The sequence below is a fragment of the Lentibacillus sp. genome, assembly GCF_035301925.1.
Classification (GTDB): Bacteria; Bacillota; Bacilli; order Bacillales; family Amphibacillaceae; genus Lentibacillus.
Window position 1 is genome coordinate 1 of sequence record NZ_DATGTI010000122.1, and the last position, 25,375, is coordinate 25,375.

Genomic DNA, 25,375 nt, shown 5'->3' on the forward strand with positions numbered 1-25,375 from the left:
ATGTGGTCGGTCATCTTATGAGCGGAGACCAGGCGGTTGTTTTCCAGGAAAAACACGGATGGGCGCAAACATATTATGATGGACAAGTCGCCTGGGTGGCAGCACACTACCTTTATCCGGCTGAAAACAACACAGCCGTTCACGTTATCTCTTCAGGCGGGGATCATAACACTGAGACACAGCCGGCCAAACCAACAGGAACGCTTAATGGGTATACCATCGTTCTTGATCCCGGACATGGCGGAAAGGATCCCGGTGCCATTGGTTTAAGAGGGACACTTGAGAAAAGTCATACCATGAACACGGTTTACAGTGTGGCTGAAGGACTGCGGAATGCCGGTGCCACCGTTATCCTGACACGTTCAAATGATACATATGTATCGCTTGAAGACCGGGTCAGTCTCAGCCATGACTATGCAACAGATGCCTTCATCAGCTTGCACTATAATGCATTCCCGCTTGAAGCAGTAAATGGCTTCAGCACCTATTATTATACAAACGGGAATGACCGCTCACTCGCGGCTACAATACAGTCCGGCCTCGAACAAAATATGGCGCTGAACAGCCGCGGCCTAATGCAAGAGGGCTACCATGTCCTGCGCGAGAACAGTGATTTAGCTGTATTGGTGGAGCTCGGGTTCATTACCAATCCGTATGATCTGTCCGTCATTCAGACTGCGGAACATCAGAGAAATGTTGCTGATGGGATTGTTGAAGGGGTTATGACGTATTTTAATTGATGTGAGAAAGTCGTCCATGGGGGCGGCTTTTTTACTTATTCAGAACACGAATTCCTTGCGCTGTGTAGAATTCGGATAACTTCCGCTTGATCAGGCTGTTAGCCAGGATTAGAATATAACTAAACTGGAACAGTCATCCAATCCATTCGCACTCGCCGTCATCGCAAGGATTTACGCCAGCAAAACCAAAAATGATTCCGACGCACGCTATACCTTCAAACGGAAACTTATGACTCAAGTTTTGCAGAGATTTTCCACTCAACATGAAGGCACCCGCACCTATCTATCAGCATTATTTTACTTCATCGATTATTTACTTCAAGTGCCGAAAGATTTATCCAAATATCTGGCGGGCCATATTATCCCGTATGTTGGAAAGGAGGTTGCACAAAAAATGCAGGCAGAAAAAAGAATCCATCACAAACATTGGAGGAGATTTTTGCTGAGTTGCGGTAGGAAGGCAGGGAAGAAGGCAGGAAAGATGCGTTGAGACATGTTGTTCAGAAGTTAATACGCCAAAATTACTCCGACAAACAGATGTGAAAATAACAGAATTAGATCTTGAAGACGTTATAGAATTGAGAAGAGCGTTAGAAAAATATACAGCAGACGAAACTGACCAGATATATCATATTACGATGGTCAGTTTCTGTCGCTATTTTTTATCAAGGTCATGACAAGGTCTTCCTTTTAGCATAAATCATACTCAAAATATCGTTAAACTCATGCGTTTCGACGTGATAACCGGTTGACGTAAGCCATTCCGTCAGCTTGGACTGGTCGGCATAAAATTCATCTTTTATGGCGTCGATTGCGTCATGATTGCCGTTTTCCTCAAAATGGCTGATCATATCGGAACGATGCTTTTCGTCGAGAAACATGAGATCAACAATGCAAATTTGGCCTTTATCCTTTAGCACGCGCGACATTTCTTCCAATGCGAGCAGTTTTTCATCATCTGGTATGTGGTGCAGTGCATAGCTTGATACAATGGCATCTGCCTGGTTATCAAACAAAGGCAGGGCCAGAAAATGGCCTTTACGTGTCTCAATTTCCGGATGCTTTTCAGCGCACACCTTCAGCATTTCCTCAGACTGGTCAACGCCAACGACTCGCACATTTTTCTCAAGAAATTTTGCGCCCAGATTACCTGTCCCAACACCGATGTCGACACAAACATCATTCGGCTGAAGTAAAGTTTCGGCGGCTTTGGACAGTGCTTTATCATAATCCTGATGGACATTGAACCAGTAACCGGCCATCTTGATATTCTGATCATATCCGGCAGCCTGATCATCGAAATTCCACTTGTCTTCCCAGTTTTTGCGCAGGTCTTTCATGCTTTTCAGATGCCTGGCTAAGGCGAAAATCGTCTCGTTTAGATCAGTATCATCAGAAGTTTTTTCAATCATTTGATCAATTGTATGGAGCATATCCCTTATTTCAGTCCATTTTTCGAACAGGGACGAGCGCTGGACGTTCAAATAATCATTCATGCCCATATCCGGGTTATCCAGAACACCTTTGATGACGTTGATAGGCATACCGACTTCGCGCAGTGCTAAAATGGTGCTGAGACGGAGCATGTCCTTATCTGTGAATGTGTGGTACTCATTTCCTGCTTCTTTTCGTGGTGTGATCAAGCCTTTTTCCTCATAGAACCGGATTGTCCGTGGTGTTGTATTTAACTGTTTAGCAACTTCTTTTATGTGCATGTGTTTCTTCCCCTTTCATAAACACTATAAACGTTGACGTTAGGTAAATGTAAAGGGAATATTATGTAAATATCATTGTTGCCTAGAATTTTCAAAGGGATGTGTACAAACGCTTTGGTAAATTAACGCGAATTTCATATTATTGATGCACCCTTTGAACGGAATCAAAATTAAAAAGGTGACATCACCATCATGACACCTTTTTATTCAACTGGTCTGTCTGTCTTCTGAAGTCAGTGTGACCGCAGTAAGTACGATAACTGTGACCGGGATGGCGATGACAACACTGTTTAGGATAAGGCGCCTGGCTCCGTGTTTCTTCGTCTCTACTCATAGATTTCAATCTCTGTCTCCGCTAACTGGGCTTGAATCAACTCATCCAGCTTTTCCCTGGCGTCAAATTGCAATGCTTGTTCGTTATAATTTGGGTGTTCAGCCCGGACGTCTTCCATGAGCTTGTCGATCAGCTTTTCAGCCTTTATGATGATCGCATAACGTTCTTTCTCCCGCGACCAGAACTCACCCCTATCCACTCCCTTAAGGGCACGGGTGTCTGCTTCTTTTGCTTCAACTTCCTCACGAACAGATGTCACTCGTCTCTCTTGCTCTTCTTCATCGGCCGTAATGCCTTCTTCGTCTGCAATGTCACGAATCATGTAATTGCGGATGAGTTCCTGGATGGCTGTTTCGGGGTACGGCTGCTGCTGAGCGCCTTCATCCCCGCTGCTCTTCAGCTCATAAATCAATGCCAGCCGCTTCATTTCATACGTTAAATCCTCCCCGGTTATCCAATCGTCACCCACTTCCGCCACGACATCTTCCTCATCAATCGCATCCATTGAAATCTGCCCATCTGTCTCGTCCGATTCATCGGAAGCTCCCGCCGTCCCCTCATCTTGCCCTATGTCTCCTTTTTCCGCTGACTGTTCCGTTTTTCCATCTTTTTCTTCGGCAGCTCCACTCCCTGCCGCTCCTCCCGTTTCCGCAGATTGTAAGCAGCCGAACAACCCAAACACTAATAAAAGCAATACGAGCCATTTTTTCATTGTGCCATACTCCTTTCAAACTGCTTTAAAAAATCCCCGGCAGCCAGTTTGTCAACTTTCCGATCATGCAAGAACAGCACATGTGTTGCAAGTTCACGCACTTCATCCATGTAATGGGTCGTAAATAAGAGACTTCTTCCGGAAGATCCCATCTCCCGCATCAGCTGCAGCACTTCCATTCGTCCAAATGGATCCAGACCTGAAGTGGGCTCATCCAAGACGATCCAATCCGGTTCTCCAAGGAGTGCGATGCTTAAACCCACGCGTTGCAGCATGCCTTTTGACAGCTGGCTGATGCGTTTTTCCCTATGTTCCCACATATTTGTATACGTCAAGACAACTGGCACATCGTCTTCAGATAGACGTATCAGCCTGGCAAAATAGCTGACATTTTCCTCAACCGACAACTGGGGATATAGCTGAAATTTTTCAGGTAAAAAAGAAAGACTACCCCGCCAGGCTCGTGCACGATGAACAGCCCTGCCATTGATGGTAATCGATCCTTTTTTCAGTCGGGAAAACCCGGCGAGTGCATTCAGAAATGTTGTTTTCCCCGCTCCATTCCTGCCGACAATCGCAAGACGCTCACCTGCTGCAATCCTGAAATTCGCTCCGCTGAAAATAACAGTGGAACGATACATTTGGGTCGCATTTTCGACTTTAATCATGGGAAACATCCTTCCGTTTCAATAGATAAATAGATAAACCAATCGCTAACCCAATCCACAATACCGCATTGAAAATCAATACCAGCCATGGTGATTGGAAGGTAAACTGCTCGTATAAGGCACTTAAATCGGAAAGCCGATAAACATCAAGCTGTACAAATAAAAAATATTGGACCGCATGAATCGGTGACAGAAAATATACAATGGAAAATGCCAATACATCGTCCATGGCAACAGAAGGCAGCCAATACATAAGCAGGAGATCGATTAAATAAATGAACGTTAACCAGATTCCGATGATAAGTCCGATTAACGTCAATTTTTCACTGATAACTGAACCCAAGAGTAAGCCAATCGCCATAAATATAGCTGCCAGCACCATAATCGAAAACAGAAAGACGGCAAATTCCTTCACTGTCAGGCTTCCGAACACGGTTTTGGCCGGAATCATCGCGATGATATAAGCGATCATGATAGTTGGCAGAAAGATTGCGAATAGCGAGATGAACTTGCGCAAAACGAACTGCTGAAACGTTATCCCCCTTGCCAGAACAATCGGCAACGTACGCCGGTTTTTCTCCATCGCCATGGAAAAAGCGCCATAGACCGTCGCGATGAGTGGCAGAAAATAAACCGACGTTTGAAAGACCGATACAATCCCCGTCCGAAGTGCAACCGGAACCTCCATTACACCGTACTGAAACAAGACAAACCAGGCGGATACCACAATAAGTACTGCTGTAATCACGAGTAATGAACTGCGATAAAATTCTTTCCACTCTTTTGCGATCATGACCAATGCCATTACCCCCTTCTCTGTTGACGCTTTTTCCGCCAATAAATGAAACCAACAATTCCGGCAGTCAATACCATGATCCATAAACCGAATGACGCGATGGACGCTGTTTCACGCTGTACATGAATCGGGTTCGGATCTTGAATGGTGCCCTTTTCCTTACCAATCAGCTCATTCCATTTTTCGTAAATCGTCAATGCAGGACTGTGCAGGAAAAGAACGCCAAGCGGCTGCTCCGATAATACCTCCCCAAACGCGGATGTATGAACATAGGCGTTATCAGCAGTCCCATCCTCATCAAGATCAATGACGTTATGATCAGACCAGGCATTCCCGGTTCCCTGCACACTCCATTCGTTATCATCCTCGCCGTCATTCGTCGTATATTGCAAATTATTTTCTAAAATATGATTCCCTGTGAATTGGTTGTTGATGGAGCTATTCCAAACATCAAGTCCAATCTGGTTATTCGTGATCACATTACCTTTAAAAAAATTCCGGTTTGACTGGTCCATGAAAATCCCTTTTTGGTTAAAATGGATTTGGTTATTTTCAATCGTTGCGTCATTCGCCGTCTGTAAAAGAATGCCAAATGACTGCAGGTTGTGATGATCATAAAATTGGTTTCCGGTTAAGGTAATATTGTCCGAGTACATGATGGCCGCGCCACCAGTATTCTCAAAAAATTCATTCTGATGAAATGTATTATCATCCGAATACATGTAATGAAGGCCATAGCGATGATTCGTAATACGATTGCGGTCCACCTGATTATCTTCGGAAAAGGAAAAATACACACCGTCTCTTGCTCCGTCAATCGTGTTATTTCTAATGATATTATCTGATGAATGAAACAAATGAATCCCGTTGCCGCGGCTCGATTGTGTCAATTGCTGATTGCCGATAATGGTATTCCCAATCAGCTCATTGCCCGTATTTTCACTTAAATAGATCCCATGCAGGCTGTCTTCAATCGTTGTATCGATCACCCGATTATCATTCGAATAAATTTTAATGCCGGCATAATCATAATCCAAAATCGAACCACTGTTTTTAACAGTCACGTTTTCAAGTGTGATCCCATCATGGTTCAGCGTTACAACATTACCGTCCCCGGTTCCGTGGATGACCGTGTTTTCGGCACCTTTGATGGTAACCGGTTTATCAATGACGACATCCTCATGGTACACATGATTTTCAAGCTGAATCGATTCACCCGGTTCGGCTGTTTCCAGCAATTCCTGGATTGAAGCCTGTTCGTCTGCCATCGCACTTCTCGGAAAACAGATGAAGGCGAAACCAACGATCACGAAAATGGCAGCCAACTGTTTACGCATGACGTTCTTTTCCTTTCCAGAGAACGAGCAGCATTAAAATGATAGCAACGCTGACGAATCCCGTGCCATAGGAAAAGAATGAAAATGTTTCAAAATTGGCCAGCTGATTTGTTCCGAAAATGGGCGGGGTGAACGGTTCAATTTCAATCGGCGCTGATGGTGATAAATTCGTTCCAAACGCGTTTAGCCAGCGATAAATGTCATAAATACCAAGCGCACCCAATGCCAGCACGATCCCTGTCCAAACAGCCAGCAATGTGCGGCTTCGCAAAAGTGCGACCACCATGGTCACAAGTGCCACCGCACCGACAATGTAGACGAGAAATGATAATTCGGGAAATGACGCTTCACTGAACTGTTCCATACCAATATAATGGTTCAGGCTATTAATAATATCGATATCACCTTCCATCTTGTTGGGATAGACCCACATATATAAGCCTTCCTGATATTGCGGCGCTATCAGCCGAAGCCCCCACCATGGGAAAAATATCGATGCGATAAAGCAAAGTGCTGCGACGATTAGCGCCATCACGCCTTTCGTTTTAATGCGTCCCATCTGTCACGCCTCCCTTTCATGATCGAAGGCAGGTTTTCCGGGAAGACCCCGCCTTCTCTTTTTTAAATTGTTGGGCGAAAACCGACAGCCCACAAAGCTGGCGCGAACCGGACTAATAAGCGTTTCACTTTTCCCTGGATTAATGGTAGTAAACCCGCCAAAAAATGGCGGCTAACTGACCCTAAATCCCCGATTCTGTTCAATTAACATTCAGCGGGGAAAAAGCGCCCCGCTGAATGAGATTTCGCTTTATTCCGGTTCGACTAAAAGATAGCCGGTCATCTCCTGGTGCAGTGCCGAACAGAAATTGGTGCAATAAATCGGGAATGATCCTGACTTATCAGCTTCGACTGTCAATGTTTTCGTATGACCTGGCTGAATTTCAAAGTTTTCATTATAGCCATTGATGCCGAAACCGTGTGTAATATCTTCATCCCTGTCAATATTGGTGATATGGAAGTGGACCGTATCGCCCTCTTTCACGTTGACCACATCCGGTTTGTCACTCTCTGCGTCAAACACAAATCTTGACCGTAACGCGACACCATAGACGTGCACCTCATCGCCATCCCGCTCAATATGGGCTTCTTCCTGACTCCAGACAGCATTCTCCCGGTCTTCATCTTTCGCCGCCACTTCAGTTGTTTCAATCTTGTCAGCACTGATTATCTGAGAATAATGCGGTTCAGGCTGTGATGGGGCGTTACCGACGACTTCCATTTGTTCACCGCTGATATCAATCAGATCCATGCTTTCCGGGTGGGAAGGTCCGACGGAGAGATACTGATCCTTGGCAATTTTGTTCAATGATACAAGCCATTTGCCGCCCGGATTTTTCGTATCTCCTTCGACAGCTGCCAGATGCCCAGGTGAATAAGCAACATCCACTTTGTCAATGACTTTTCCGGAGTCCAGATTCCATTTGGTAATTTGCGAATCGATGAACAAGGTTGTATAAGCATTGCCTTTATCGTCAAACTGCGTGTGCAAAGGACCCAGGCCAACCTCAACTTCCTTATCAATGACACTATCGTAATTAAGAATAGGAAGGCCTTGTGCTTCACCTTGAAAATCTTCATTTTCGATCGCTTCCAATGCTTGCTCAACACTGTACATGGATGTTGTCGGCGATAGTTTGCCATTGGCGATAAAATGCTCGCCATCAGGTGTCATGTCCACACCATGGGGTGATTTCGGTGCCGGAACAAGATAGACGGAACCCGGATTTTTGACAGGATCGAACATTTTGACTCCATTGACTTCCTCAAAGTTGCCATCTTCCACTTCCTTGGCGATTTCTTCCCAGTTGAACATCACAATATAGTCACGGTCGTTTTCGGATGCATTGATCTCCAGATTGGTGACCGCTTCTTCGGTATTATAAGTGGACAGAAACCCCCAGCCGCCTGACGTGCCTTTGCCGGCATCAGACAGGTCATAGCTCCACGGTGGCAGCATGACCTGAAAAGCGATCTCCAGCTGCTCGTTTTCAAAATCAGGTTCGACCGCTGTCATGACACCTTTGTACTTCTCACTGTATTCATCCAATCCGACAAATTCATCCCCGATTGGTACACTAAAACGGGTCGGGAGGAAAAAGTATTCGGAATCGGGCGTGACAAATGCGGCACAGTGAGGACCGGCTATATTGGGTATTTCCAGCATATCGGTCGTTTCAAATGTTTCCAGATCGACATACGCGGCACGGTTGTTTCCCACATCCGTTGCAAACAGTGCCCGCCCATCATATTCTGCATCGGTCTCTGAAATGGCTGGATGGTGAAAATCGCCCCACTTATAGCCGTTCAGCATTTCCTTTGATTCGTCCTCAAACCCATAACCTGTCGCCGGATCCGGGCTGAACACCGGCACTTGCCGGATCAGACGCATAGATGGCAGTCCGTATACAAACAATTGACCTGAATGACCACCGGATGCCATCATATAGTAATCATCATGTTCACCGGGCGGCACATAAACTTTTTCGGCATTTGACTTATTCTGCTGGTCGGCATCGGCAGTGTCAGATGTTCCACCCATTCCGAATATCAAAAAAGCAACAAGCAATCCTGCCGCAATCCCGGCAAACCCTGACAGAAGTTTAGCTGGTTTCATCATGAATTAACCTCCTTATTCCGCAGCTTGTTTCAGCGCTTCAATAATGGCTTCCCTTTCCTCATCTTCCAGAGGATTATCACCGATCACATCAGACATGACCGCTGATGTCGGTTCCTGCAAAAATTCTTCTAATGGCCTTCCATGTTTCCCTTCCACCTCATTAAATGCATTGGAAAGGTCGGGACCTGTTGTACCACCCTCAGCGCCGAGTGAATCAACAGCGTGACAGGACAAACAATTATTTCGATTTAGAGGTTCCGCGTCAGCAGGTACGGTTGTCTCCCCTTCCTCTGATGTATCGTCATTAGCTGATTCATCGCCTTCAGATGATGTCTCCGATGTTTCACTGGTCACGGCGTTATCCTGCACTTGCTCATTCGTACTGGCCGTGTCATTACCGCCATCAAAGAACAAGTATCCGGTTGCAAACGCCACTACGAAACAAGCAACGAATAAAATAATATTTGTCTTCATGTTTTTCCACCTCCGCCACACGTTTTAGCTTTGATTTTAGGAACGGTCGACCCCAAAGTGTTGAATCACGATTCATCTCTCATTTCCAATACAGCTGCTGTATGTTTCATTATAGACGGTTTCATCTTTGGTCTATGCGAAACTGGTCACCATGAAAATGTGAAAGATTTGGCATTAAAAATGCGAAAAAATGGATATAACTTTTTGCCCATAAAAAAGCCAGACATCCTAAATGCCTGGTATCACAACGTTTATAAGCATTTGTCCATGAATGATGGATGATGATTTACCGTCCGTTCATTGACAAAATTTCGTCACACTGCAAAGGGGAATGATAGTTGATCGTTTATTTACGTATCAAAAAGATGGCTAAGGTGTCTTTTCACTCACTGTTATGGAGCCGTCCTCTACCTGCAGTGCCGTCAGTTTTTTTCTTCTTTAAGCAGTTGGGCACACTAAAAATACCAGACATTCAAATGCCTGGTATTTTTAGTGTGATAGATTTTTATGTACTTTTGTTTATAAAATAGTCCATGTCATGTACAATGATATGTTTTCCATCCATCGATATAATATCGTCTTGCTTTAAATCACGGTATACATGTGAAACAGTTTCCCGGGTGGTTCCGGCAACTTTGGCAAGTTCCATCATGGTTACAGGGATATCCACATAATAGCCTTCTTCCGTTTCGATCGAAAAGTTTTTAACTAAATAGCCGATGGATTGTTCCACACGGTCAGTTGCAAAAGAGGTCGAAACGGTCTGCAAGCGATCCTGATGCCGCTTTGTCAGCAAATCCAAACGCTTTAAAATAAAATACAATTGGTCATTTTTATCCCTGATTAATGATTCAAAATGTCCGGTAGGAATATAATAGATGTCAATATCGGTCAAAGCATAGGCAGAATATCGGTAGAATGTTTCGGTGAATAGCCCCACATACGGAAAGATATCATTAGGTTTGATGTAATTGATATAAAGCATTGTCGCGTCAATGTTTGTTTTTTCCAGCTTGACATATCCTTCTTTTAATAGGAATATCCTTTCCCTTGGGTCACCTTCTGTAAACAATACCTGATTCTTCTTATATGTCCGTCTAAACAGCAGTCGTTTCACTTCACTCAGGTCTTCTTCACTCATGGAAGAAAAAATTTCAAAAGAGCTTAAATCCACATCAGATATATTTGCATTTGCGAACACGCATATCCCCCCCTAACCCAACGCGTCCATGTTACTTTTATCATACTGTTTTGAAACATGCCCTTCAATAAGCTTCAGGTGATTGTTGGAAAAATGTCAAACTTCTCGTTTAAGAGGTGGATGCGAAGTAACGGTACCTCTTTACATGTTATACTGGACATGATTCAGAAAAAGCGAGGTTTTATTTATGAATGCTCAATTACAGGAAGTAGTCAATGATACCCGCGAGATGCTGGGACTCCATCATCACGAGCTGGAACGGTATCATTTTTTTCGTGAAACGAATCATCATAATGAGACAGTGTATATTTTAGGCATGGAATGGTTTCCGAATGGTGTGGAAAGTGATGAAGACGGGCTCAACCCTGAAGGGACAGCTGTTGTGGATGTGAACTTTCATACGCGGGAATTAAGACAGCTTGTATTTGTCGGGGGTGTCAACAGTGCGGACAACAGCTTGTATCCGACGTCGGCGGCAAAGGAAGATGTGATTGAATGGATTGAAGCGGTTACCGGTCTGACATTTGGCCGGCAATTCCTGATCGCACGTGAGGAAGAGCAAGTGCTGGAATTCGAGGCGGCGGTTGATAATATTCCGGTATCCCCCGGTGGCACGATTCATGTTGAATTCAATGATGATGATGTGATGAGGTCATTTTACATTAACGGGAGTTTTCCGGGTGAGGAGCAAATCGAGTGGGAGCCGTTTGCGCTGACACCGGACAAGTATGAACCGACGGCAAAAGCACAATGCCAGCTGCTGGAATTGCCTGACGAGGAACAGGAAAAATGGGTTCCGGTATACGGAATCGAGGAAGTGTTTTTGACAAATGATGCTGAGCGGACGATCCCGTTTACGTTCGGTGAGGATCACAGTCCGTTTGTGGCGAAGGATGACGTCTTGCAGTGGGATGCGCCGTTGGAGGGTGAGTTTGAACGGAAAGAAATAGACCTGTCAGCCGAAGTGACACTTGAGACGGTGTTGGAGAATGCACCGCATCCGGATACGTTTCCGTTATCAGATGCTGAAATTGCAGCGTGCGAACGGGAAGTCCTGCGTTTTATGCGACTTGTTTATCCCGACGAAAGCAGCAAGCGGCGACTCACCGGATTTTATCTGAAGGATGGCTATATCAAAGCTGAAATCAGACCAGTAAAAGACGCAAAAAATGTACTTGATATTAAAATAAATCTGCTTATTGAACGAAACACACTGACTGCGGTTAATTATTTTGACCAGGACAAGCTATTCGAGGCATTCAGGCATTTTGCAAATTCGGATAAGCCGACTCTGTCACTGGAAGAAGCTTTTGATAAACTGCGCGGGTACCTTGAGGTTGAACCGGTTTATGTGTATGACAGCGGGATGGATCGCTATATGTTGTGCGGGAAGGTGGACTGCGCATATGGCGTGAATGCAGAGACTGGTGAGGTTATGGCACTCAATGAAATGGGATAGCCGGTGCGCTTGAGGCCGCACCGGCTGTTTTTTGCATCTGAATTTGTGAACATCGGGCACTTCTCGTGTGAACTTCGGGATTTTCGGGCAAACATCGGTGTTGAATGACTCAACTGTGAACATTTCAGCGAAGAATCGGCCCTTTCGTCTCATCGAACACAACCCCGCCAGGGCTGCACAATACGCCTGACCCCATGCGACGTACTGACTACAAATCGTCAAATCCGTTCAAATCACTGGTCTTCGTATACTGCCGTGATTTTTGCTCGAAAAAGTCGGTCTTGGTGCCGTCAAAGTTATCAGCATACGCGCGGATCCATTTCATCGGGTTCTCCGTATGATCGGGGTAGATTTCGCTCAGACCCATCATACGCAGCATTTTGTTGGCGCGGTACTTGATATAGCCGGCCATTTCATCGAGATCAATTCCGTCTATATCAGCGAGTACATAGCGGGACCATTCGATTTCCAGATCGACCGACTCACGGAACTGGTCGTAAACCCAATCGGCAAATTCTGCTGTGTTTATATCCGGATTTTCGTTTAGTGTCGCTCTGAATAATTCGGCAATAAAGCGGCCATGTTCGAGCTCATCACGGTTGATGTAGCTGATCATCGTTGACGTACCGACCATTTTATGTTGGCGGGCGAGATGATAGAAAAACGCGAAACCCGAATAGAAAAACATCCCTTCCAAAAGCGCAGTATAAACACAAGTTTTCAGGATATTTTCGATTGACGGTTCCTCGACGAAAGCATTGTATTGCCGCATGATGGTGTCATTCCGTTTCAGCAATACCGGGTCAGTGCGGCCGAGCTGAAATGACTCATTCTGTTCATCAAGTGAGACAACCGAAGACAGGACATATGAATAGCTTTCATTATGAACCGCTTCCTGCTGAGCAATGACCGCCATGATCGACTGGACAGATGGATCAGTCGCATAAAGTGACAGCAACAGTGCCGTCCGGGTCTGCGGAGCGTCCAGTGTTGACAAGAGACCAATGATTTTTAAGTACGCATCACGCTCCTCATCCGTCAGTGAAGCAAACTGGCGCAGATCATCGTTCATGTTGATTTCATCCGCCTGCCAGTAGTTGCCGATGAGTCGCTTATACATTTTATACCAGTGCGGATAAGCGATATCGTTCCAGTTTAAAATACCGCTTGATTTACCGCCAAATAACGCTGTTGATTTGTTCGGATTGATCGGTTCCAAAGTTTTCGCTTTCTCAAGCAAGCCTTTTGACATCATGCAGCACTCCTTCCAGCCATTCTATTACCAATTGTTCCTGCGATCCACGTGGTGACTGTTCAATTTTCAGACCGTCCCATTTGCTGTTATAAAATTTAGCCAGTTTGACGACGGCTCTGCAGTAAAGTTCATCACCGCCGAATTGGGTTTCCCCTGTGCCGAAAACGGCGACATTATCCGGTTTATAGCCAACTTCCAGAACAAAATCTTTCACCTCATCAGGGGTCAAGCCCATTTCCCAGGTGAATGTACCGATAAAAATCAGATCATATGCAGACGCGTCTACCGGCGGATCGATGCCAATCCGGTGCATGTCCGCCGCCACGCCATCTGACGACAAATGATCAGCTATCAATTCGGCTGTTTCCTTCGTATTGCCGCTGTATGATAAATAAGCAATCAGCGCCTTCAACTTTGACACCACTCACATTCTTCGACATCATTGGCCGTTGATCTGACGTAATACGTCGTTTTCAGGCCTTCCTTCCATGCCTGCAAATGTAAATCAAGCAGTACCGATGCCCTGATCGTGTTCGGCACATAGAAATTGAACGAAATGCTCTGGTCGATATGCCGCTGCCTGGCTGCATTCTGCCTGACCGACCAGCGCTGGTCCAAAATATACGCGGACCGGCGGTAAACATCGTACGTGTTATGATCCAGTTCCGGTGCTGTAAACGGAATTTTGAAATCCTTCTTTTCTTCAAAGTAAAACGGCTTGAACACCGGGTCAATACTGGCAGTTGAACCCGCAATCATAGCTGTTGAAGAATTGGGGGCGACCGCCATCAGATAGCCGTTACGGATGCCATGTTCCGCCACATCCCGTTTCAGCTGCTCCCATTTGTCACCGGTATAGCCTTTATCATCAAAATAACGCCCTGTCTGCCACTTGCTGCCCTCGAATGTCTGGTAGTTGCCTTTTTCCCTGCTCAGTTCCATGCTCGTTTTAATCGTCAAATAGGCAATTTTTTCATATAGCTGATCGGCGTAATCGACTGCTTCATCCGACTCCCACCGGATCTGCTTTTTCGCCAGCAGGTGGTGCCAGCCAAACGTACCAAGTCCGATGGCACGATATTTTTGATTGGTCATCTGTGTCTGTTTGAGCGGCAGTGTGTTAATATCAATCACATTATCGAGCATACGGACCTGGATTTTGATGAGCCGTTCCAGCACCTGATCCGGCACAGCGCGTCCAAGATTGATTGAGCTCAAGTTGCAGACAACATAGTCACCGGGCTTATATTTCTTCACAATGGTACCGTCCGCTTCGGTTATCTCGTCCAGAAATTCCGTCGGCGACTGATTCTGCGTTATTTCCGTACACAAATTGGAGCAATAAATCATGCCTTCGTGCGGATTGTTATTTTGCCTGTTCACCTCGTCCCGGTAAAACATGAATGGTGTGCCGGACTCCAATTGCGATTTCATAATCCGTTTCATAATGTCAATCGCCGGAACGACATGCTTAGTGAGCTGGTCAGACGCCACGCATTCCAAATAGCGTTCGCGCCACGATCCTGCCCCTTTTTCCTCATCATAAAAATCTTCAAGCGAATACCCCATTACCTGACGCACTTCATGCGGATCAAACAAGTACCAATCGCCGCGCTTTTCCACCTGCTCCATGAAATAATTCGGCAAAGCGACACCTGTGAAAATATCGTGTGCGCGCAGCCGTTCGTCACCATTGTTGAGCTTCAAGTCGAGAAAAGCCTCAATATCGGCGTGCCATACATCCAGGTAAATAGCGATTGCACCTTTGCGCGTCCCAAGCTGATCGACGCTGACGGCTGTGTTGTTCAACTGCTTAATCCACGGCACGACACCACTGGACATCCCTTTAAAGCCTTTGATCGAGCTGCCGCGGCCACGGACTTTTCCCATGTAAACGCCAATCCCGCCACCGTTTTTGGACAGCTTGGCAATGTCAGTATTGCTGTCGTAAATCGACTGCAGGCTGTCGTCCACTGTATCGATGAAGCAGCTCGACAACTGGCCGTGTGTTTTGCCGGCGTTGGTGAGGGTTGGTGTCGCAACCGTCATATATAAATGACTCAGTGCCCAATACGCTTCAGCAACATGCTGGCTGCGATATGCCTGTTCCTCCTGCTGCATCAGGTGCATCGCAATGATCATCCAGCGTTCCTGTGGCAATTCATAGATGTTTTTATCGTGATCGGTTGCCAGATAGCGGGTTGCCAGTGTGTACAGACCAAGATAGTTGAACAATAAGTCGCGTTCAGGCTCTATCAGTCCTGCAAAATAATCAATCTCATTCTTAGTGTATGTATTTAGCAGCTGATTCGTATAAATACCTTTCTCAGTAAGTGTTTGGATCAGCTCGTAAAAGCTTCCGTAACGCTCGCCGGCATCATATCCCCTGTTGGCCGCTGCCTGTTCGTACAGTGTCTTTAGGTACAAACGGCTGGCAACAAATGTCCAGTCGGGGCTTGTCTCATCGATATTTTCCAGGGCGCGTTTGATGATATGATTGTTCGTGGCCGCCGCACCTGTTTTATGGATTTTTTCCAAGAATGCATCCTTGTTCACATCCAACCCTTCTGTTGCCTGATCAATCCATTGTGTAAGCTTATCTTCCATTACCGTTGTCATGCTTTTGCCTCCTCTTGACCGATTATTCCCCATACAAAAAGCCGCTCACCCAAAGGATGAACGGTTACAAAACGACAGAATATGAACCATGTTCCGTCGTTTCGCCTTCCGCTTACCCCGGGGAATCGAAACACTCAAACTGTGGCAGGTCTCCTGACTCGTGCTTCAAGCCTACTGAGGTCCTTCCCGCATCGTTGCCGTTAAGCTTACGATACAGTGGACAGCCCGTTCGTTACACTTACAGTTGCGGGGACAGTTCCGGATTTCCACCGGATTCCCTTTTAAGACTAAATGGTCACCATAGCTCGTGAACACCATATATAGTGTTTATGTGTGATTTTGATTAGTATATATTGTATTTCTACCGTAGCATAGAAGCATGGCCAATGCAATAGATTTAATCGAAAAGTTATGTGGGAATGGGTATCGGGACATGGAATAATGCATGAATTCCCTAATCCCCGCTCTCTTTTTTTTATTCCCTGTCACGCCTTGTAATCCGGGCAGACTTATGTTATGTTAAATTTAATTGTATATTGTCTTGCTTCAATACGTTGAAGTTGGGTAGAGGTGCGAAGGCTATCAGTACACACTCGGAGGATAATGAGATCCGGTGATGATTGTGGAAAGGGGCATTCGCCGAAACGGAGAGAACTCATATTCTCGGGCGTTGGTTCTGCTATTGAATAAATACAGAACTGTCATATAGGAAACTATATGGAGGGCTATCTTGCGCTAAGAGACGGTTAAGTGACGTTTCTGCAGCAACAGCGAACCCTCGTTGTTGTTTTTTTATGGCAAAAATGGAATAGCCCCTTTTCAAATTTTACCAAAAGGGTGTGAAAACGATGTATTTCGGTCAAGTATTAACTGCCATGGTGACCCCATTTGATCAAAATGGCGATATCGACTTTGACGCAACACGTACATTGGTGAATTATTTAATCGCAAATGGTTCGGACGGATTAGTGGTAGCAGGCACAACAGGTGAATCCCCTACGCTGACAAATACCGAGAAACTGGATTTATTCCGCTGCGTCACACAAGTTGCAGATGGACGTGTGCCCGTCATTGCAGGGACCGGTTCAAACAACACACGGGCAACCATTGAGCTGACAAAACAGGCGGAACAGTCTGGTGTCGATGCGATTATGCTTACGACACCTTACTACAACAAGCCTTCCCAGGAAGGTCTGTATCAGCACTATAAGGCAGTGGCACAAGCAACATCCCTCCCCGTGATGCTGTACAATATCCCGGGCCGGAGCGCAGTGGGCATTGCACCGGAAACCATTATCCGGCTGTCTGAAATCAACAACATTGTATCTGTCAAAGAAGCGAGCGCCAATCTTGATGCGATGACAGAAATTATTAGGAAAACACCTGATGATTTCACGCTCTACAGCGGCAATGATAATTTGACACTTCCTGTACTGGCAATTGGTGGAAACGGTGTCATATCCGTCGCCGCTCATATTATCGGAAACGACATGCAGGAAATGGTCCGAAGCTTCAAAAACGGCGATGTGAAGCATGCAGCTGCCATCCACCAGGAAATTCTCCCAGTGATGAAGGCGATGTTTGCACAACCCAGTCCATCCCCGGTCAAAGCCGCTCTCAACATGATAGGCGTTGCTGTTGGCGATGTCCACCTGCCAATGGTTCCGCTATCCGGCGACGAAAAACAGCAGCTACGGCAAATGCTGCCGCCAAATAAAATAACTGAAGCTGGATGAAGTCAAATTCCCACTGTGATGAACAGTTTACCGCGTTCACCACAGTGGTATTTTACAGTCGGTTGCCGGCCGCCGAAGTATTTAATCGACGACAGCCCGTTGAAGTAGGATACTAAATATGAGAACCGCAGTCTTTATACCATTAATTCAATCATCTCTTTTTCCGCCAGTTTTTTCGTGTCCTCAATGGTGACAAAGTTCTCGCCTTCCACGACTTTTACCTTAGAATAAAACGGCAGTCTATCTATAGGCTCCATACAATCCCACTCCCTTTTCCTATAAAGTATACAAGCTCCCATTGCTTATCCTAAGTCCAGTTTATCGAGAATCCAGTCGAATGCCAACAATCCCCTAAACATGTCAGTTCATGAATAGCCTAACAGCATATAGAAAAGCTAATCAGTAGAAAGGGTGAAAACGATGAATAAGGATTTGATCGACTGGCCAACATTTATTGGGGCGCTATTTTTGCTGCTTGCAGTTTCTGTTCCTTTGGCTGTTTTCCCGGAAGCGGGCAAAGAAATCGTCAATATGGCCAACGACTTCATGACCGGGAACTTTGGTGCCATGTATTTAATATTCGGTCTGGCTGCTTTTGCCTTTCTGATTTTTGTTGCCTTTAGTAAAAATGGCCACATCAAACTTGGTGATAAAGATGCCGAGAAGGAATTTGGCACGATATCATGGACAGCCATGCTGTTTGCTGCTGGGATCGGCTCCAGTATTCTTTACTGGGGGATGATCGAGTGGGCTTACTACTATCAGGGGCCGCCGTTTGGAATCGAAGGCGAATCCCAGGAGGCAGTTGATTGGTCTGCTTCATACGGCATTTTCCACTGGGGACCGATTGCCTGGGCTATCTATACATTGCCGGCTTTACCGATTGCTTACTTTTATTATGTCCGGAAAAAACCTGTCTTGAAAATAAGTGAAGCCGTCAGACCTGTACTCGGTCGATTAGTCGACACACCGCTCGGAATCGCTATTGACGTATTGTTCATGTTTGGTCTGATGGGCGGTGCCGGAACGACGCTTGCATTAGGCACGCCCATGATAGCAGAAGGTGTCAATGATATAACAGGCTTGCCGGTAACACTGCTGATGCAGGCTGTTATTATGCTGATTTGTACCACTATTTTTGCTGTGAGTGCTTATTCCGGTTTGCGCCGTGGGATCCGAGTACTGAGTGACATCAATTTGTGGCTTGCTATCTTTGTGCTTGCTTTTATGTTTCTGTTTGGTCCGACATTATTTATTAGTGAAACGACTTTTACAAGTGTTGGCCTGATTTTGGATAACTTTTTCAAAATGGCAACATGGCTGGAACCATTTGCCAATGTCGGCGGATTTACTGAAACCGAATTTCCTGAAAGCTGGACCGTGTTTTATTGGGCATGGTGGCTTGTCTATGCACCGTTTGTCGGGCTTTTTGTGGCACGAATTTCGCGTGGACGGACCATTCAAGAAATGATTTTCGGTACGATGCTCTACGGAACGCTTGGCAGTGTCCTGTTTTTCGGTATTATGGGGAACTTCGGGCTGCACCTGCAGTTAACCGGACGTTTTGACGTTATCGGTTTTATGAATGAAAACGGGGCGCCGGCAACAATCATCGCTATTCTGAATCAGCTTCCGATGGCCGGAATCATGGTGACAGTGTTCACGATTCTTGCGATTATTTTCCTTGCGACAACGTTTGATTCATCGTCCTATATACTCGCAGCAGTTGTCCAAAAAGAAGTGAAAGCTGAACCATTACGTTGGAATCGTCTTTTCTGGGCATTTACGCTTTGTTTGATGCCTATGGTACTCATGTTTATCGGTGATCTTGAGACATTGCAGACAGCCAGTATTGTTTCCGGGTTCCCGGTTTTGTTCATCATGGGGTTGTTAGCGTGGTCATTCATGAAAGCTTCCAACGAGGATATACGCGCTTCAAAAGATTATGAGCCGCCGACGATCTACATCAATCGACGCGAAATATTGGAACGGATGCGGAAGAGGAAAAAAAGACGTTCCGCATTGGAAGCTTTGGAAGATAAAAATGTTGACGATTGAATGGAAGGGGGGACTGAATAGTGGATTGGCTTTCATTAATTCCGTTTGTGATTGTCATTGGTCTGTCGATATGGCTGAAGAAAATTTTGCCGGGTCTTGTACTGGCCGTCCTTGTCGGGGGATTGCTCGTTGAATTCAGTGTGCTCGGCGGAACCCGGGAAACAGTCAGCTATGTCGTGACAACATTATCAGATGAAAATAACATTAAAATCATCGCTTTCCTCTATTTATTCGGCGGTCTGATCGGCATGATGCAGATTTCAGGCGGTATTAAAGGCTTTTCCGAATGGATTGGTGACAAGATAGAATCACAGCGCGGGCTGCTCAGTCTAATCTGGCTGACACTTCCGTTTACATTTATGATGCCGATGTTCCGCACCATGATGATTGGCCCCGTCGTCAAATCTCTTATGAAAGATATGCGTATTACAAAACAAAAAGTCGGATTTACGCTGGATGTGTCAACAAGTTCAGTGATCGTTCTTCTCCCTGTTGCGACTGCGTTTGTCGGGTTCATGATATCGCTGGTGGAAAGCGGTGTGCAAAAACATAACCTGGACATGGATCCATACCAGATATTTTTGCTCAGTATTCTGTTTAATTTCTTTGCCATTGTCATGCTGGTGATTGGGCTTATCCGAACATTCTGGTCGTCATCCAAGCAAGAGCGCCAGCCTGAGAAAAAAGAAGAAGACCAGAAACAGGACTACCATCGTGCCGGTATTGAGAAAGAACTGTCCACGGTAAAAGCACAGCCGTGGAATCTGATTGTTCCATTATTTTTGCTGCTTGGTTTATCATTGTATCTTCTATGGCAGGATGGGGTGGCAAAAGGGGCAGACACCGTGTTTCAGGCATTTTCGGAAGCGGACGCAACATTTGTCATGCTCCTGGCTGTGTTTATAACGATCATTTTAACGTTTGCATTTTACATGATCCGGCGGCAATCTATGGAAGAGACCATTTATCATTTTTACGATGGGGGAAACCAGCTCATGCAGGCGATTGTCCTGCTTATTCTTGTCTGGTCATTGTCACTGGTGACGGAGGATCTGGGCTTTTCTAAATTTATTAACGCGACACTTGGCTCTTTTTTGCCTGGCTTTACTATACCGGCGATTGTATTTATCCTTGGGGCAATCACCAGTTATTTTCTCGGTTCTTCATGGGGAACATGGGGAATATTCATGCCGCTTGGAATGGCACTGGCCGTCTCCACCGGTGCATCCATCCCGCTGACAGTCGGTGCTGTGTTTGCCAGCGGATCATTTGGCGCCATGACCTCACCACTCGGGGATACGACGATTACCACCGCCTCGATTCTGGAAATGCCATTGGTCGATTATGCCCGCTATAAGCTGACACTATGTTCTGTAGGGGCCGGCATTGCAGCAGCGATTTACCTTGCTGTCGGGTTCTTTATGATATAGAGTTGACCACGGCTTTTGGCCATAAATTTATTTATCAGTCAGCGCATTTCCCATTTTTAATCAGCCTTCGAGTTTGATAAAAGGTGAACAGCATGTTGAAATCCGAAAAACCCCCGCCATTACTGTAAGTGTTTTGGCGAGGGATCTTTTGGTTCTTCTTCATCAAGTTCTTTAAACATATGACGCTGCGAGCGCATTTGGGCAATCTGATTGTTCAAATCGTTTAATTGATTCCTGAGCTGGTTAATTTGCGAATTTGCGGACAGCTGGCTCAAAATTTGCTGAACATCGGATGACAGCTGATTGAATTCTTTCTTCGTGACAGGCTGAGCATCGTTTTTCAGGCTGAAGCCGACTTGTCCGTTTGGCTCCAGTGTCGCCCATTCAACGTCATCCAGATTTTGGACACTTTTGATCCGCAAATTCATCTCCAGCTGGTCAGCCGTTATACGCAGTTTTTTCAGGTTTTGCTCATTGAGTTTGCCATTCTCAATCAGTACTTTTGACTTTCCGGTAATAATTTTTTCAAAAATATTTCCTTTCACCTGGGCATATTCCATAATGAACAACGTTGTAATCAGAATGGCACCAACAGCAAGTGTCACCCAGATATTGTTACCGGAGACGGGCTGAATGAGCAACGACCCAATCCCAATCATAATCACTGTCTGTGGGAGCGTCATCTGCGAAATGGATTTCCGCCCGGCAAGTCGTAACAGAAACGTCCCCGCAATAACGATCAGAACAGATTTCCATATCCAATCGAATTCCATATAGAAAACTCCTTTCTGTGGATAGTTTGATTGGAATCGGCTAACTTATGCATGATACTGCACGACTGTAATTTGCCGTTAGTGGAAGTGTTAGCAGTGATGTTCGAAAACGTTGCATATTGTCATGCTTACTGACCGAAAAGCCTCGTTGCACATATGCAGTAGGAAAGTATTTCTACTTCTTAACTGCTGAAATTTTAATCTCTTTACGAGTAAAAAACTGCCCTGACGTCATTCAGGACAGTTTGTGGTTACCAGTTATTTATTCATTTTCGTGAAAAAGTCTGCCAGCGGATCTTCCTCCAGTTGTTCTGATTCTTCATGATCTGTTTCATGCAGTTCGTCCAGTTGATCTAGGTCAACTGTATCCAGATCAGGACTGGATCCCGCCGTTGCGTCTGCTGTATCCTGTACCGGGTATGGTTCTTCTCCAATCGGCTGATTGCTGTTCAATGTGGACAGTATCGATGTTGCCCGTACCGGATCCTGCAGCAGCTGATACACAATCGTACCAATTAATGCTTCGGAGTGCTCATGCTTCAGCCAATTTTTCTGTTCCTTCGTAAGCTGCCTGGGAAGCGGGACGGTCACCGTTTCACGTTCCCGAGTAAACGTTTCATTGACACCCTTCAGAACATAATGTGCAATCTGACTGGAAAAATTGCGGCGTTCCGTTTCTTTCAATTTTTGCAGCTGTTTCAGCAGATAATCAGGTGTATCAGAAGGAATGCGGAATGTTATCGACTGTCCGCGTTCAATATTCTTTTTGGATCGTTGCATGGTATCACCTTACTTTTCTTCTGCTGCGGCTGTTTCCTTTGTTTCAGCCTGCTTATTTTTATTCACAAAATCCATGATCAGCTTATAATACGCATTGGCCATCATCCAGATACTTTCCTGTTCATCCTCAAAGAAGTCAATGTTAAAGCCATCCAGTTTATTATTGAGTGCTTTGAGATAATCTTTCAATACAGCTGAGCCACCGCCGACAAAATAACAGATTTCCGACTGGGAATTTTTTTGCCAGACATTACGAAGGTTCCGGTATTCTTTTTTGGCCAATTCCAGTAAAATCCGGTCGGTTATATCATGGATATTGGTCCGGCTGCCTTTGACCATGATATGATGGCGGTCATTTTTCCGGGTGATGATATCAACAACATCCCGGCGGCTATCCAATTCTACACCATGCCTTGAGCGGATTTCATCACGAATTTCTTCCAGGGATTCAGCAACACCAAGCGAAAAACCCTGCGCTTTATCATCATCGACATTCCGGTTGCGGATGACGGCAATATCGGTTGACAGACCGCCGATATCCTGAATAAGAATCTGTTTATCAATCAAATCCTTATTGATCACGTTCAATTCATTATCCATTATCAGATTCACATATGCAGCAAAACCTTCCGGGTATACTTTTACATCATCAAATTTGATATTGACTTTCTTCCCCTGATATTGCGGTGTAACCAGGAATTCGACCTGATGTACTGACCCGAGAAGCTGGGACCGATAGCCGACATCTTTGCCTTCCTTCACTTCCCTTAACGGCAGCCCGGTGCCCAATGTGTAGGTTGCATCGATCACATCATTTTTATCTGTTTTGAACGACTTGCTGCCGACAGCGTCCAGAGCGATCGAGGCAAACAGCATCACCAATGTCTGATCTTCCTCGGATTTATTGGTGCCCGGATCAAGTTCAGTGGAATTATTCGTTTTCGTCGCCAGGGTCCCCACTCGATAAACTGCATTGTTCTCCTCAAGGGCAGGGGAGTGGACACGGATGTGCAGGTTATCAATCGGATTTTTTTCATCCAAATCTTCAATACCGATAACCGGCCTGTCCTCCAGATCCCGTGCAACCACATTCGGTATATAATAGGAACGTTCCATTTTGCCGAAGTTTGCTTTAACGGCGTCATTCCCCACATCAACTGCTGCTATTCGTGCTGCTTGCATATATGTAATGCTCCTCTCAAATAAAATAATTGGTCGTAATAGAGGCTGTTAAACCATTTCTATAAACAGAACCTCTCATATAAGATTAGCCCTTTTGCGAACGATACACAATCAGACTTTTTTCGTGTTCTTTTTTGATTACGTGTATACATGTTTTGCACACGCTGTCATTACGGTATGTACACGTATTTGTTTACTTGTAAACTCATTTGTACGTTCGCCGCACACAAAATGTTTACATGTGTGCATTTATGTGTACATATGATTGAAGTGATGACTGGTTTTTCATGACTGTGGATAACGTAATCGGAGGGAAGCGTTGCAGGTATACAGTTGAGTAGAAAAAATTTGGCTATTATTAGGACTTTATCGTGAAAGACTCCGTTTTACTTATAAGAGACCAACACGTTAAAAAAAGAGCGTCCCCTATTACAGTAAGTAGTTCACTTCCCGTGGAGAAAATTAAAAATCTCAGTATGATTTTCTTATAAAATAACAACACTTTTAGACCGTTATTATCAGGTGTAACTGCTAAACTAAAGTAGCACACACCTTATTTTATTCCGTTGTTGCGCCCGTTTATTTAAGAAGTCACTTTATACTATTGGCTATAAACATTGAGGCATCTTGGTTCATAAAAATACGATTTCCGCGATAGAATGTCTTAATTTTGATGGATTTGAATCCAACCTCGGATAACATTTTTTTTAGGCTTTCATGCGAAAAACCATTATGAACCTTTGGATGATTCACTTTATCGTTTTTGTCAAAATCAATAATAATTAATTCGCCACCGTTATTTAAAACGTTAAATAACTCTTGTAGAATTTTTTTAGTATCCGGAATATGGAGAAGGACTAGTGACATTAAAATTACGTCTGCCTTAAGATTAGGTGTTTCTTCGGTAAAATCTGAACAAACCACCTTGGAGTTTGTAATTTCCCTGCGAAAAATTTTTTCTTCTGCTACATCCAACATTTGTTTTGATGAATCCACCAACAAAACAGAATCCACCAAGTCTGATAACTCTAAACCAATTAGACCAGTACCACTCCCATAGTCCATTAAGGATTTTGATCTACTATCCCGTAATTCTGGTCTTATTTCCTTAACTATAACTTTGGCTAATTCAATTCTTTCTTCTGTATCATATTTTTTTGCCATTTGTTCAAAAACATTGTTTTCCATATTCTGCTCCTTTAGCCTAGGTATATTTCTTTACAAACTTCCCCATTTGATCTGATTTATTCCAAAAAATGGCCCTTTTCCGTAGGATTAGACGCCAAGTCTTATTCCGGAATGGTTAGCAATAGGTAAGCCTTTGAGGTTATCTCCAGCTTTTCCCCTGCTCCACATGGAGCATGCAGGTTTTCCCCGCACTCCACGCTCCATCTAACGATATGTACTAGATGATAAGTTCCTCGTTACC

22 protein-coding genes and 2 riboswitches are annotated in these 25,375 nt (G+C 45.0%); of the genes, 5 read left to right on the forward strand and 17 right to left on the reverse strand.

Annotated elements, in window-relative coordinates:
• Positions 1-740, forward strand: a 740-nt coding sequence (locus VK080_RS10415) for an N-acetylmuramoyl-L-alanine amidase (RefSeq protein WP_324224707.1), incomplete at its 5' end; no start/stop codon positions are given.
• Positions 741-1,411: 671 nt separating this feature from the next.
• Here VK080_RS10415 and VK080_RS10420 read toward each other — a convergent pair.
• The 9 genes from VK080_RS10420 to VK080_RS10460 all read right to left on the reverse strand — a co-directional run bounded on the left by VK080_RS10420 (position 1,412) and on the right by VK080_RS10460 (position 10,654).
• Positions 1,412-2,455: a MerR family transcriptional regulator gene (locus VK080_RS10420; RefSeq protein WP_324224708.1), complete on the reverse strand. Its 1,044-nt coding sequence runs from the start codon at positions 2,453-2,455 to the stop codon at positions 1,412-1,414.
• 326 nt (positions 2,456-2,781) lie between these two features.
• Positions 2,782-3,501 (reverse strand): hypothetical protein, encoded by a 720-nt coding sequence (locus VK080_RS10425; protein WP_324224709.1) that lies wholly within the window; start codon positions 3,499-3,501, stop codon positions 2,782-2,784.
• Positions 3,498-4,169: an ABC transporter ATP-binding protein gene (locus VK080_RS10430; RefSeq protein ID WP_324224710.1), complete on the reverse strand. Its 672-nt coding sequence runs from the start codon at positions 4,167-4,169 to the stop codon at positions 3,498-3,500. Before VK080_RS10430 ends, VK080_RS10425 begins: the two co-directional genes overlap by 4 nt.
• Positions 4,162-4,974, reverse strand: a complete 813-nt coding sequence (locus VK080_RS10435; protein ID WP_324224711.1) for an ABC transporter permease — start codon at positions 4,972-4,974, stop codon at positions 4,162-4,164. The genes VK080_RS10430 and VK080_RS10435 overlap by 8 nt, the downstream gene beginning before the upstream one ends.
• The gene (gene nosD / locus VK080_RS10440; protein WP_324224712.1) at positions 4,974-6,302 is read right to left on the reverse strand and encodes a nitrous oxide reductase family maturation protein NosD; all 1,329 of its coding nucleotides are present in this window, start codon (positions 6,300-6,302) and stop codon (positions 4,974-4,976) included. Before nosD ends, VK080_RS10435 begins: the two co-directional genes overlap by 1 nt.
• Positions 6,295-6,861, reverse strand: a complete 567-nt coding sequence (locus tag VK080_RS10445) for a hypothetical protein (protein WP_324224713.1) — start codon at positions 6,859-6,861, stop codon at positions 6,295-6,297. The genes nosD and VK080_RS10445 overlap by 8 nt, the downstream gene beginning before the upstream one ends.
• 249 nt (positions 6,862-7,110) lie before the next feature.
• Positions 7,111-8,979, reverse strand: coding sequence for a Sec-dependent nitrous-oxide reductase (nosZ, locus tag VK080_RS10450; protein ID WP_414672241.1), 1,869 nt, complete (start codon positions 8,977-8,979; stop codon positions 7,111-7,113).
• A gap of 12 nt (positions 8,980-8,991) precedes the next feature.
• Positions 8,992-9,453, reverse strand: coding sequence for a c-type cytochrome (locus VK080_RS10455; RefSeq protein WP_324224714.1), 462 nt, complete (start codon positions 9,451-9,453; stop codon positions 8,992-8,994).
• 505 nt (positions 9,454-9,958) lie between these two features.
• Positions 9,959-10,654: a Crp/Fnr family transcriptional regulator gene (locus VK080_RS10460; RefSeq protein ID WP_324224715.1), complete on the reverse strand. Its 696-nt coding sequence runs from the start codon at positions 10,652-10,654 to the stop codon at positions 9,959-9,961.
• 187 nt (positions 10,655-10,841) lie between these two features.
• Between VK080_RS10460 and VK080_RS10465 the strand changes: the two genes are divergently transcribed.
• Positions 10,842-12,113, forward strand: coding sequence for a hypothetical protein (locus tag VK080_RS10465; protein ID WP_324224716.1), 1,272 nt, complete (start codon positions 10,842-10,844; stop codon positions 12,111-12,113).
• Positions 12,114-12,321: 208 nt separating this feature from the next.
• Here VK080_RS10465 and VK080_RS10470 read toward each other — a convergent pair whose 3' ends face one another.
• From VK080_RS10470 to VK080_RS10480, 3 genes are read right to left on the reverse strand one after another with little or no spacing between them, the layout of a single operon-like run.
• The gene (locus VK080_RS10470; protein ID WP_324224728.1) at positions 12,322-13,365 is read right to left on the reverse strand and encodes a ribonucleotide-diphosphate reductase subunit beta; all 1,044 of its coding nucleotides are present in this window, start codon (positions 13,363-13,365) and stop codon (positions 12,322-12,324) included.
• Positions 13,346-13,792 (reverse strand): flavodoxin, encoded by a 447-nt coding sequence (locus VK080_RS10475; protein ID WP_324224717.1) that lies wholly within the window; start codon positions 13,790-13,792, stop codon positions 13,346-13,348. The genes VK080_RS10470 and VK080_RS10475 overlap by 20 nt, the downstream gene beginning before the upstream one ends.
• Positions 13,777-15,987 (reverse strand): ribonucleoside-diphosphate reductase subunit alpha, encoded by a 2,211-nt coding sequence (locus VK080_RS10480; protein ID WP_324224718.1) that lies wholly within the window; start codon positions 15,985-15,987, stop codon positions 13,777-13,779. The genes VK080_RS10475 and VK080_RS10480 overlap by 16 nt, the downstream gene beginning before the upstream one ends.
• Before the next feature lie 126 nt (positions 15,988-16,113).
• Positions 16,114-16,305, reverse strand: a riboswitch (cobalamin riboswitch).
• Positions 16,306-16,544: 239 nt separating this feature from the next.
• Positions 16,545-16,723, forward strand: a riboswitch (Lysine riboswitch).
• 112 nt (positions 16,724-16,835) lie between these two features.
• On the opposite strand from VK080_RS10480, the gene dapA reads away from it, so the two are divergent.
• A complete protein-coding gene (gene dapA / locus VK080_RS10485) occupies positions 16,836-17,723 on the forward strand; it encodes a 4-hydroxy-tetrahydrodipicolinate synthase (protein ID WP_324224719.1) in 888 nt (295 codons plus the stop codon).
• A gap of 134 nt (positions 17,724-17,857) precedes the next feature.
• On the opposite strand, the gene VK080_RS10490 is transcribed toward dapA, so the two are convergent.
• A complete protein-coding gene (locus VK080_RS10490) occupies positions 17,858-17,980 on the reverse strand; it encodes a hypothetical protein (protein WP_324224720.1) in 123 nt (40 codons plus the stop codon).
• Positions 17,981-18,143: 163 nt separating this feature from the next.
• On the opposite strand from VK080_RS10490, the gene VK080_RS10495 reads away from it, so the two are divergent.
• Together VK080_RS10495 and VK080_RS10500 are read left to right on the forward strand one after the other, a co-directional pair.
• Positions 18,144-19,781: a BCCT family transporter gene (locus VK080_RS10495; RefSeq protein ID WP_324224721.1), complete on the forward strand. Its 1,638-nt coding sequence runs from the start codon at positions 18,144-18,146 to the stop codon at positions 19,779-19,781.
• 20 nt (positions 19,782-19,801) lie between these two features.
• Positions 19,802-21,211 (forward strand): Na+/H+ antiporter NhaC family protein, encoded by a 1,410-nt coding sequence (locus VK080_RS10500; protein ID WP_324224722.1) that lies wholly within the window; start codon positions 19,802-19,804, stop codon positions 21,209-21,211.
• A gap of 119 nt (positions 21,212-21,330) precedes the next feature.
• Here VK080_RS10500 and VK080_RS10505 read toward each other — a convergent pair whose 3' ends face one another.
• The 4 genes from VK080_RS10505 to VK080_RS10520 all read right to left on the reverse strand — a co-directional run bounded on the left by VK080_RS10505 (position 21,331) and on the right by VK080_RS10520 (position 25,134).
• Complete coding sequence (locus tag VK080_RS10505) at positions 21,331-21,984, reverse strand: DUF421 domain-containing protein (protein WP_324224723.1); 654 nt, start codon at positions 21,982-21,984, stop codon at positions 21,331-21,333.
• A gap of 258 nt (positions 21,985-22,242) precedes the next feature.
• Positions 22,243-22,764 carry a hypothetical protein gene (locus VK080_RS10510; protein WP_324224724.1) on the reverse strand — a complete coding sequence of 174 codons (522 nt, stop codon included), beginning with the start codon at positions 22,762-22,764 and terminating at the stop codon, positions 22,243-22,245.
• A 9-nt stretch (positions 22,765-22,773) separates the two neighbouring features.
• On the reverse strand, positions 22,774-23,946 hold the full coding sequence (locus VK080_RS10515; protein WP_324224725.1) for a ParM/StbA family protein: 1,173 nt from the start codon (positions 23,944-23,946) through the stop codon (positions 22,774-22,776).
• A gap of 591 nt (positions 23,947-24,537) precedes the next feature.
• Complete coding sequence (locus VK080_RS10520; protein WP_324224726.1) at positions 24,538-25,134, reverse strand: class I SAM-dependent methyltransferase; 597 nt, start codon at positions 25,132-25,134, stop codon at positions 24,538-24,540.
• Between the last annotated feature and the right edge of the window lie 241 nt (positions 25,135-25,375).

Bases quoted from the DNA above. Each gene is read 5' to 3' on its own strand.
- VK080_RS10435 (WP_324224711.1), bottom strand. From the start codon at position 4,974: ATGGCATTGGTCATGATCGCAAAAGAGTGGAAAGAATTTTATCGCAGT.
- VK080_RS10515 (WP_324224725.1), bottom strand. From the start codon at position 23,946: ATGCAAGCAGCACGAATAGCAGCAGTTGATGTGGGGAATGACGCCGTT.
- nosD (WP_324224712.1), bottom strand. From the start codon at position 6,302: ATGCGTAAACAGTTGGCTGCCATTTTCGTGATCGTTGGTTTCGCCTTC.
- nosZ (WP_414672241.1), bottom strand. From the start codon at position 8,979: ATGATGAAACCAGCTAAACTTCTGTCAGGGTTTGCCGGGATTGCGGCA.
- VK080_RS10505 (WP_324224723.1), bottom strand. From the start codon at position 21,984: ATGGAATTCGATTGGATATGGAAATCTGTTCTGATCGTTATTGCGGGG.
- VK080_RS10420 (WP_324224708.1), bottom strand. From the start codon at position 2,455: ATGCACATAAAAGAAGTTGCTAAACAGTTAAATACAACACCACGGACA.
- VK080_RS10495 (WP_324224721.1), top strand. From the start codon at position 18,144: ATGAATAAGGATTTGATCGACTGGCCAACATTTATTGGGGCGCTATTT.
- dapA (WP_324224719.1), top strand. From the start codon at position 16,836: ATGTATTTCGGTCAAGTATTAACTGCCATGGTGACCCCATTTGATCAA.
- VK080_RS10510 (WP_324224724.1), bottom strand. From the start codon at position 22,764: ATGCAACGATCCAAAAAGAATATTGAACGCGGACAGTCGATAACATTC.
- VK080_RS10425 (WP_324224709.1), bottom strand. From the start codon at position 3,501: ATGAAAAAATGGCTCGTATTGCTTTTATTAGTGTTTGGGTTGTTCGGC.
- VK080_RS10490 (WP_324224720.1), bottom strand. From the start codon at position 17,980: ATGGAGCCTATAGATAGACTGCCGTTTTATTCTAAGGTAAAAGTCGTG.
- VK080_RS10465 (WP_324224716.1), top strand. From the start codon at position 10,842: ATGAATGCTCAATTACAGGAAGTAGTCAATGATACCCGCGAGATGCTG.
- VK080_RS10455 (WP_324224714.1), bottom strand. From the start codon at position 9,453: ATGAAGACAAATATTATTTTATTCGTTGCTTGTTTCGTAGTGGCGTTT.
- VK080_RS10470 (WP_324224728.1), bottom strand. From the start codon at position 13,365: ATGTCAAAAGGCTTGCTTGAGAAAGCGAAAACTTTGGAACCGATCAAT.
- VK080_RS10445 (WP_324224713.1), bottom strand. From the start codon at position 6,861: ATGGGACGCATTAAAACGAAAGGCGTGATGGCGCTAATCGTCGCAGCA.
- VK080_RS10480 (WP_324224718.1), bottom strand. From the start codon at position 15,987: ATGACAACGGTAATGGAAGATAAGCTTACACAATGGATTGATCAGGCA.
- VK080_RS10520 (WP_324224726.1), bottom strand. From the start codon at position 25,134: ATGGAAAACAATGTTTTTGAACAAATGGCAAAAAAATATGATACAGAA.
- VK080_RS10430 (WP_324224710.1), bottom strand. From the start codon at position 4,169: ATGATTAAAGTCGAAAATGCGACCCAAATGTATCGTTCCACTGTTATT.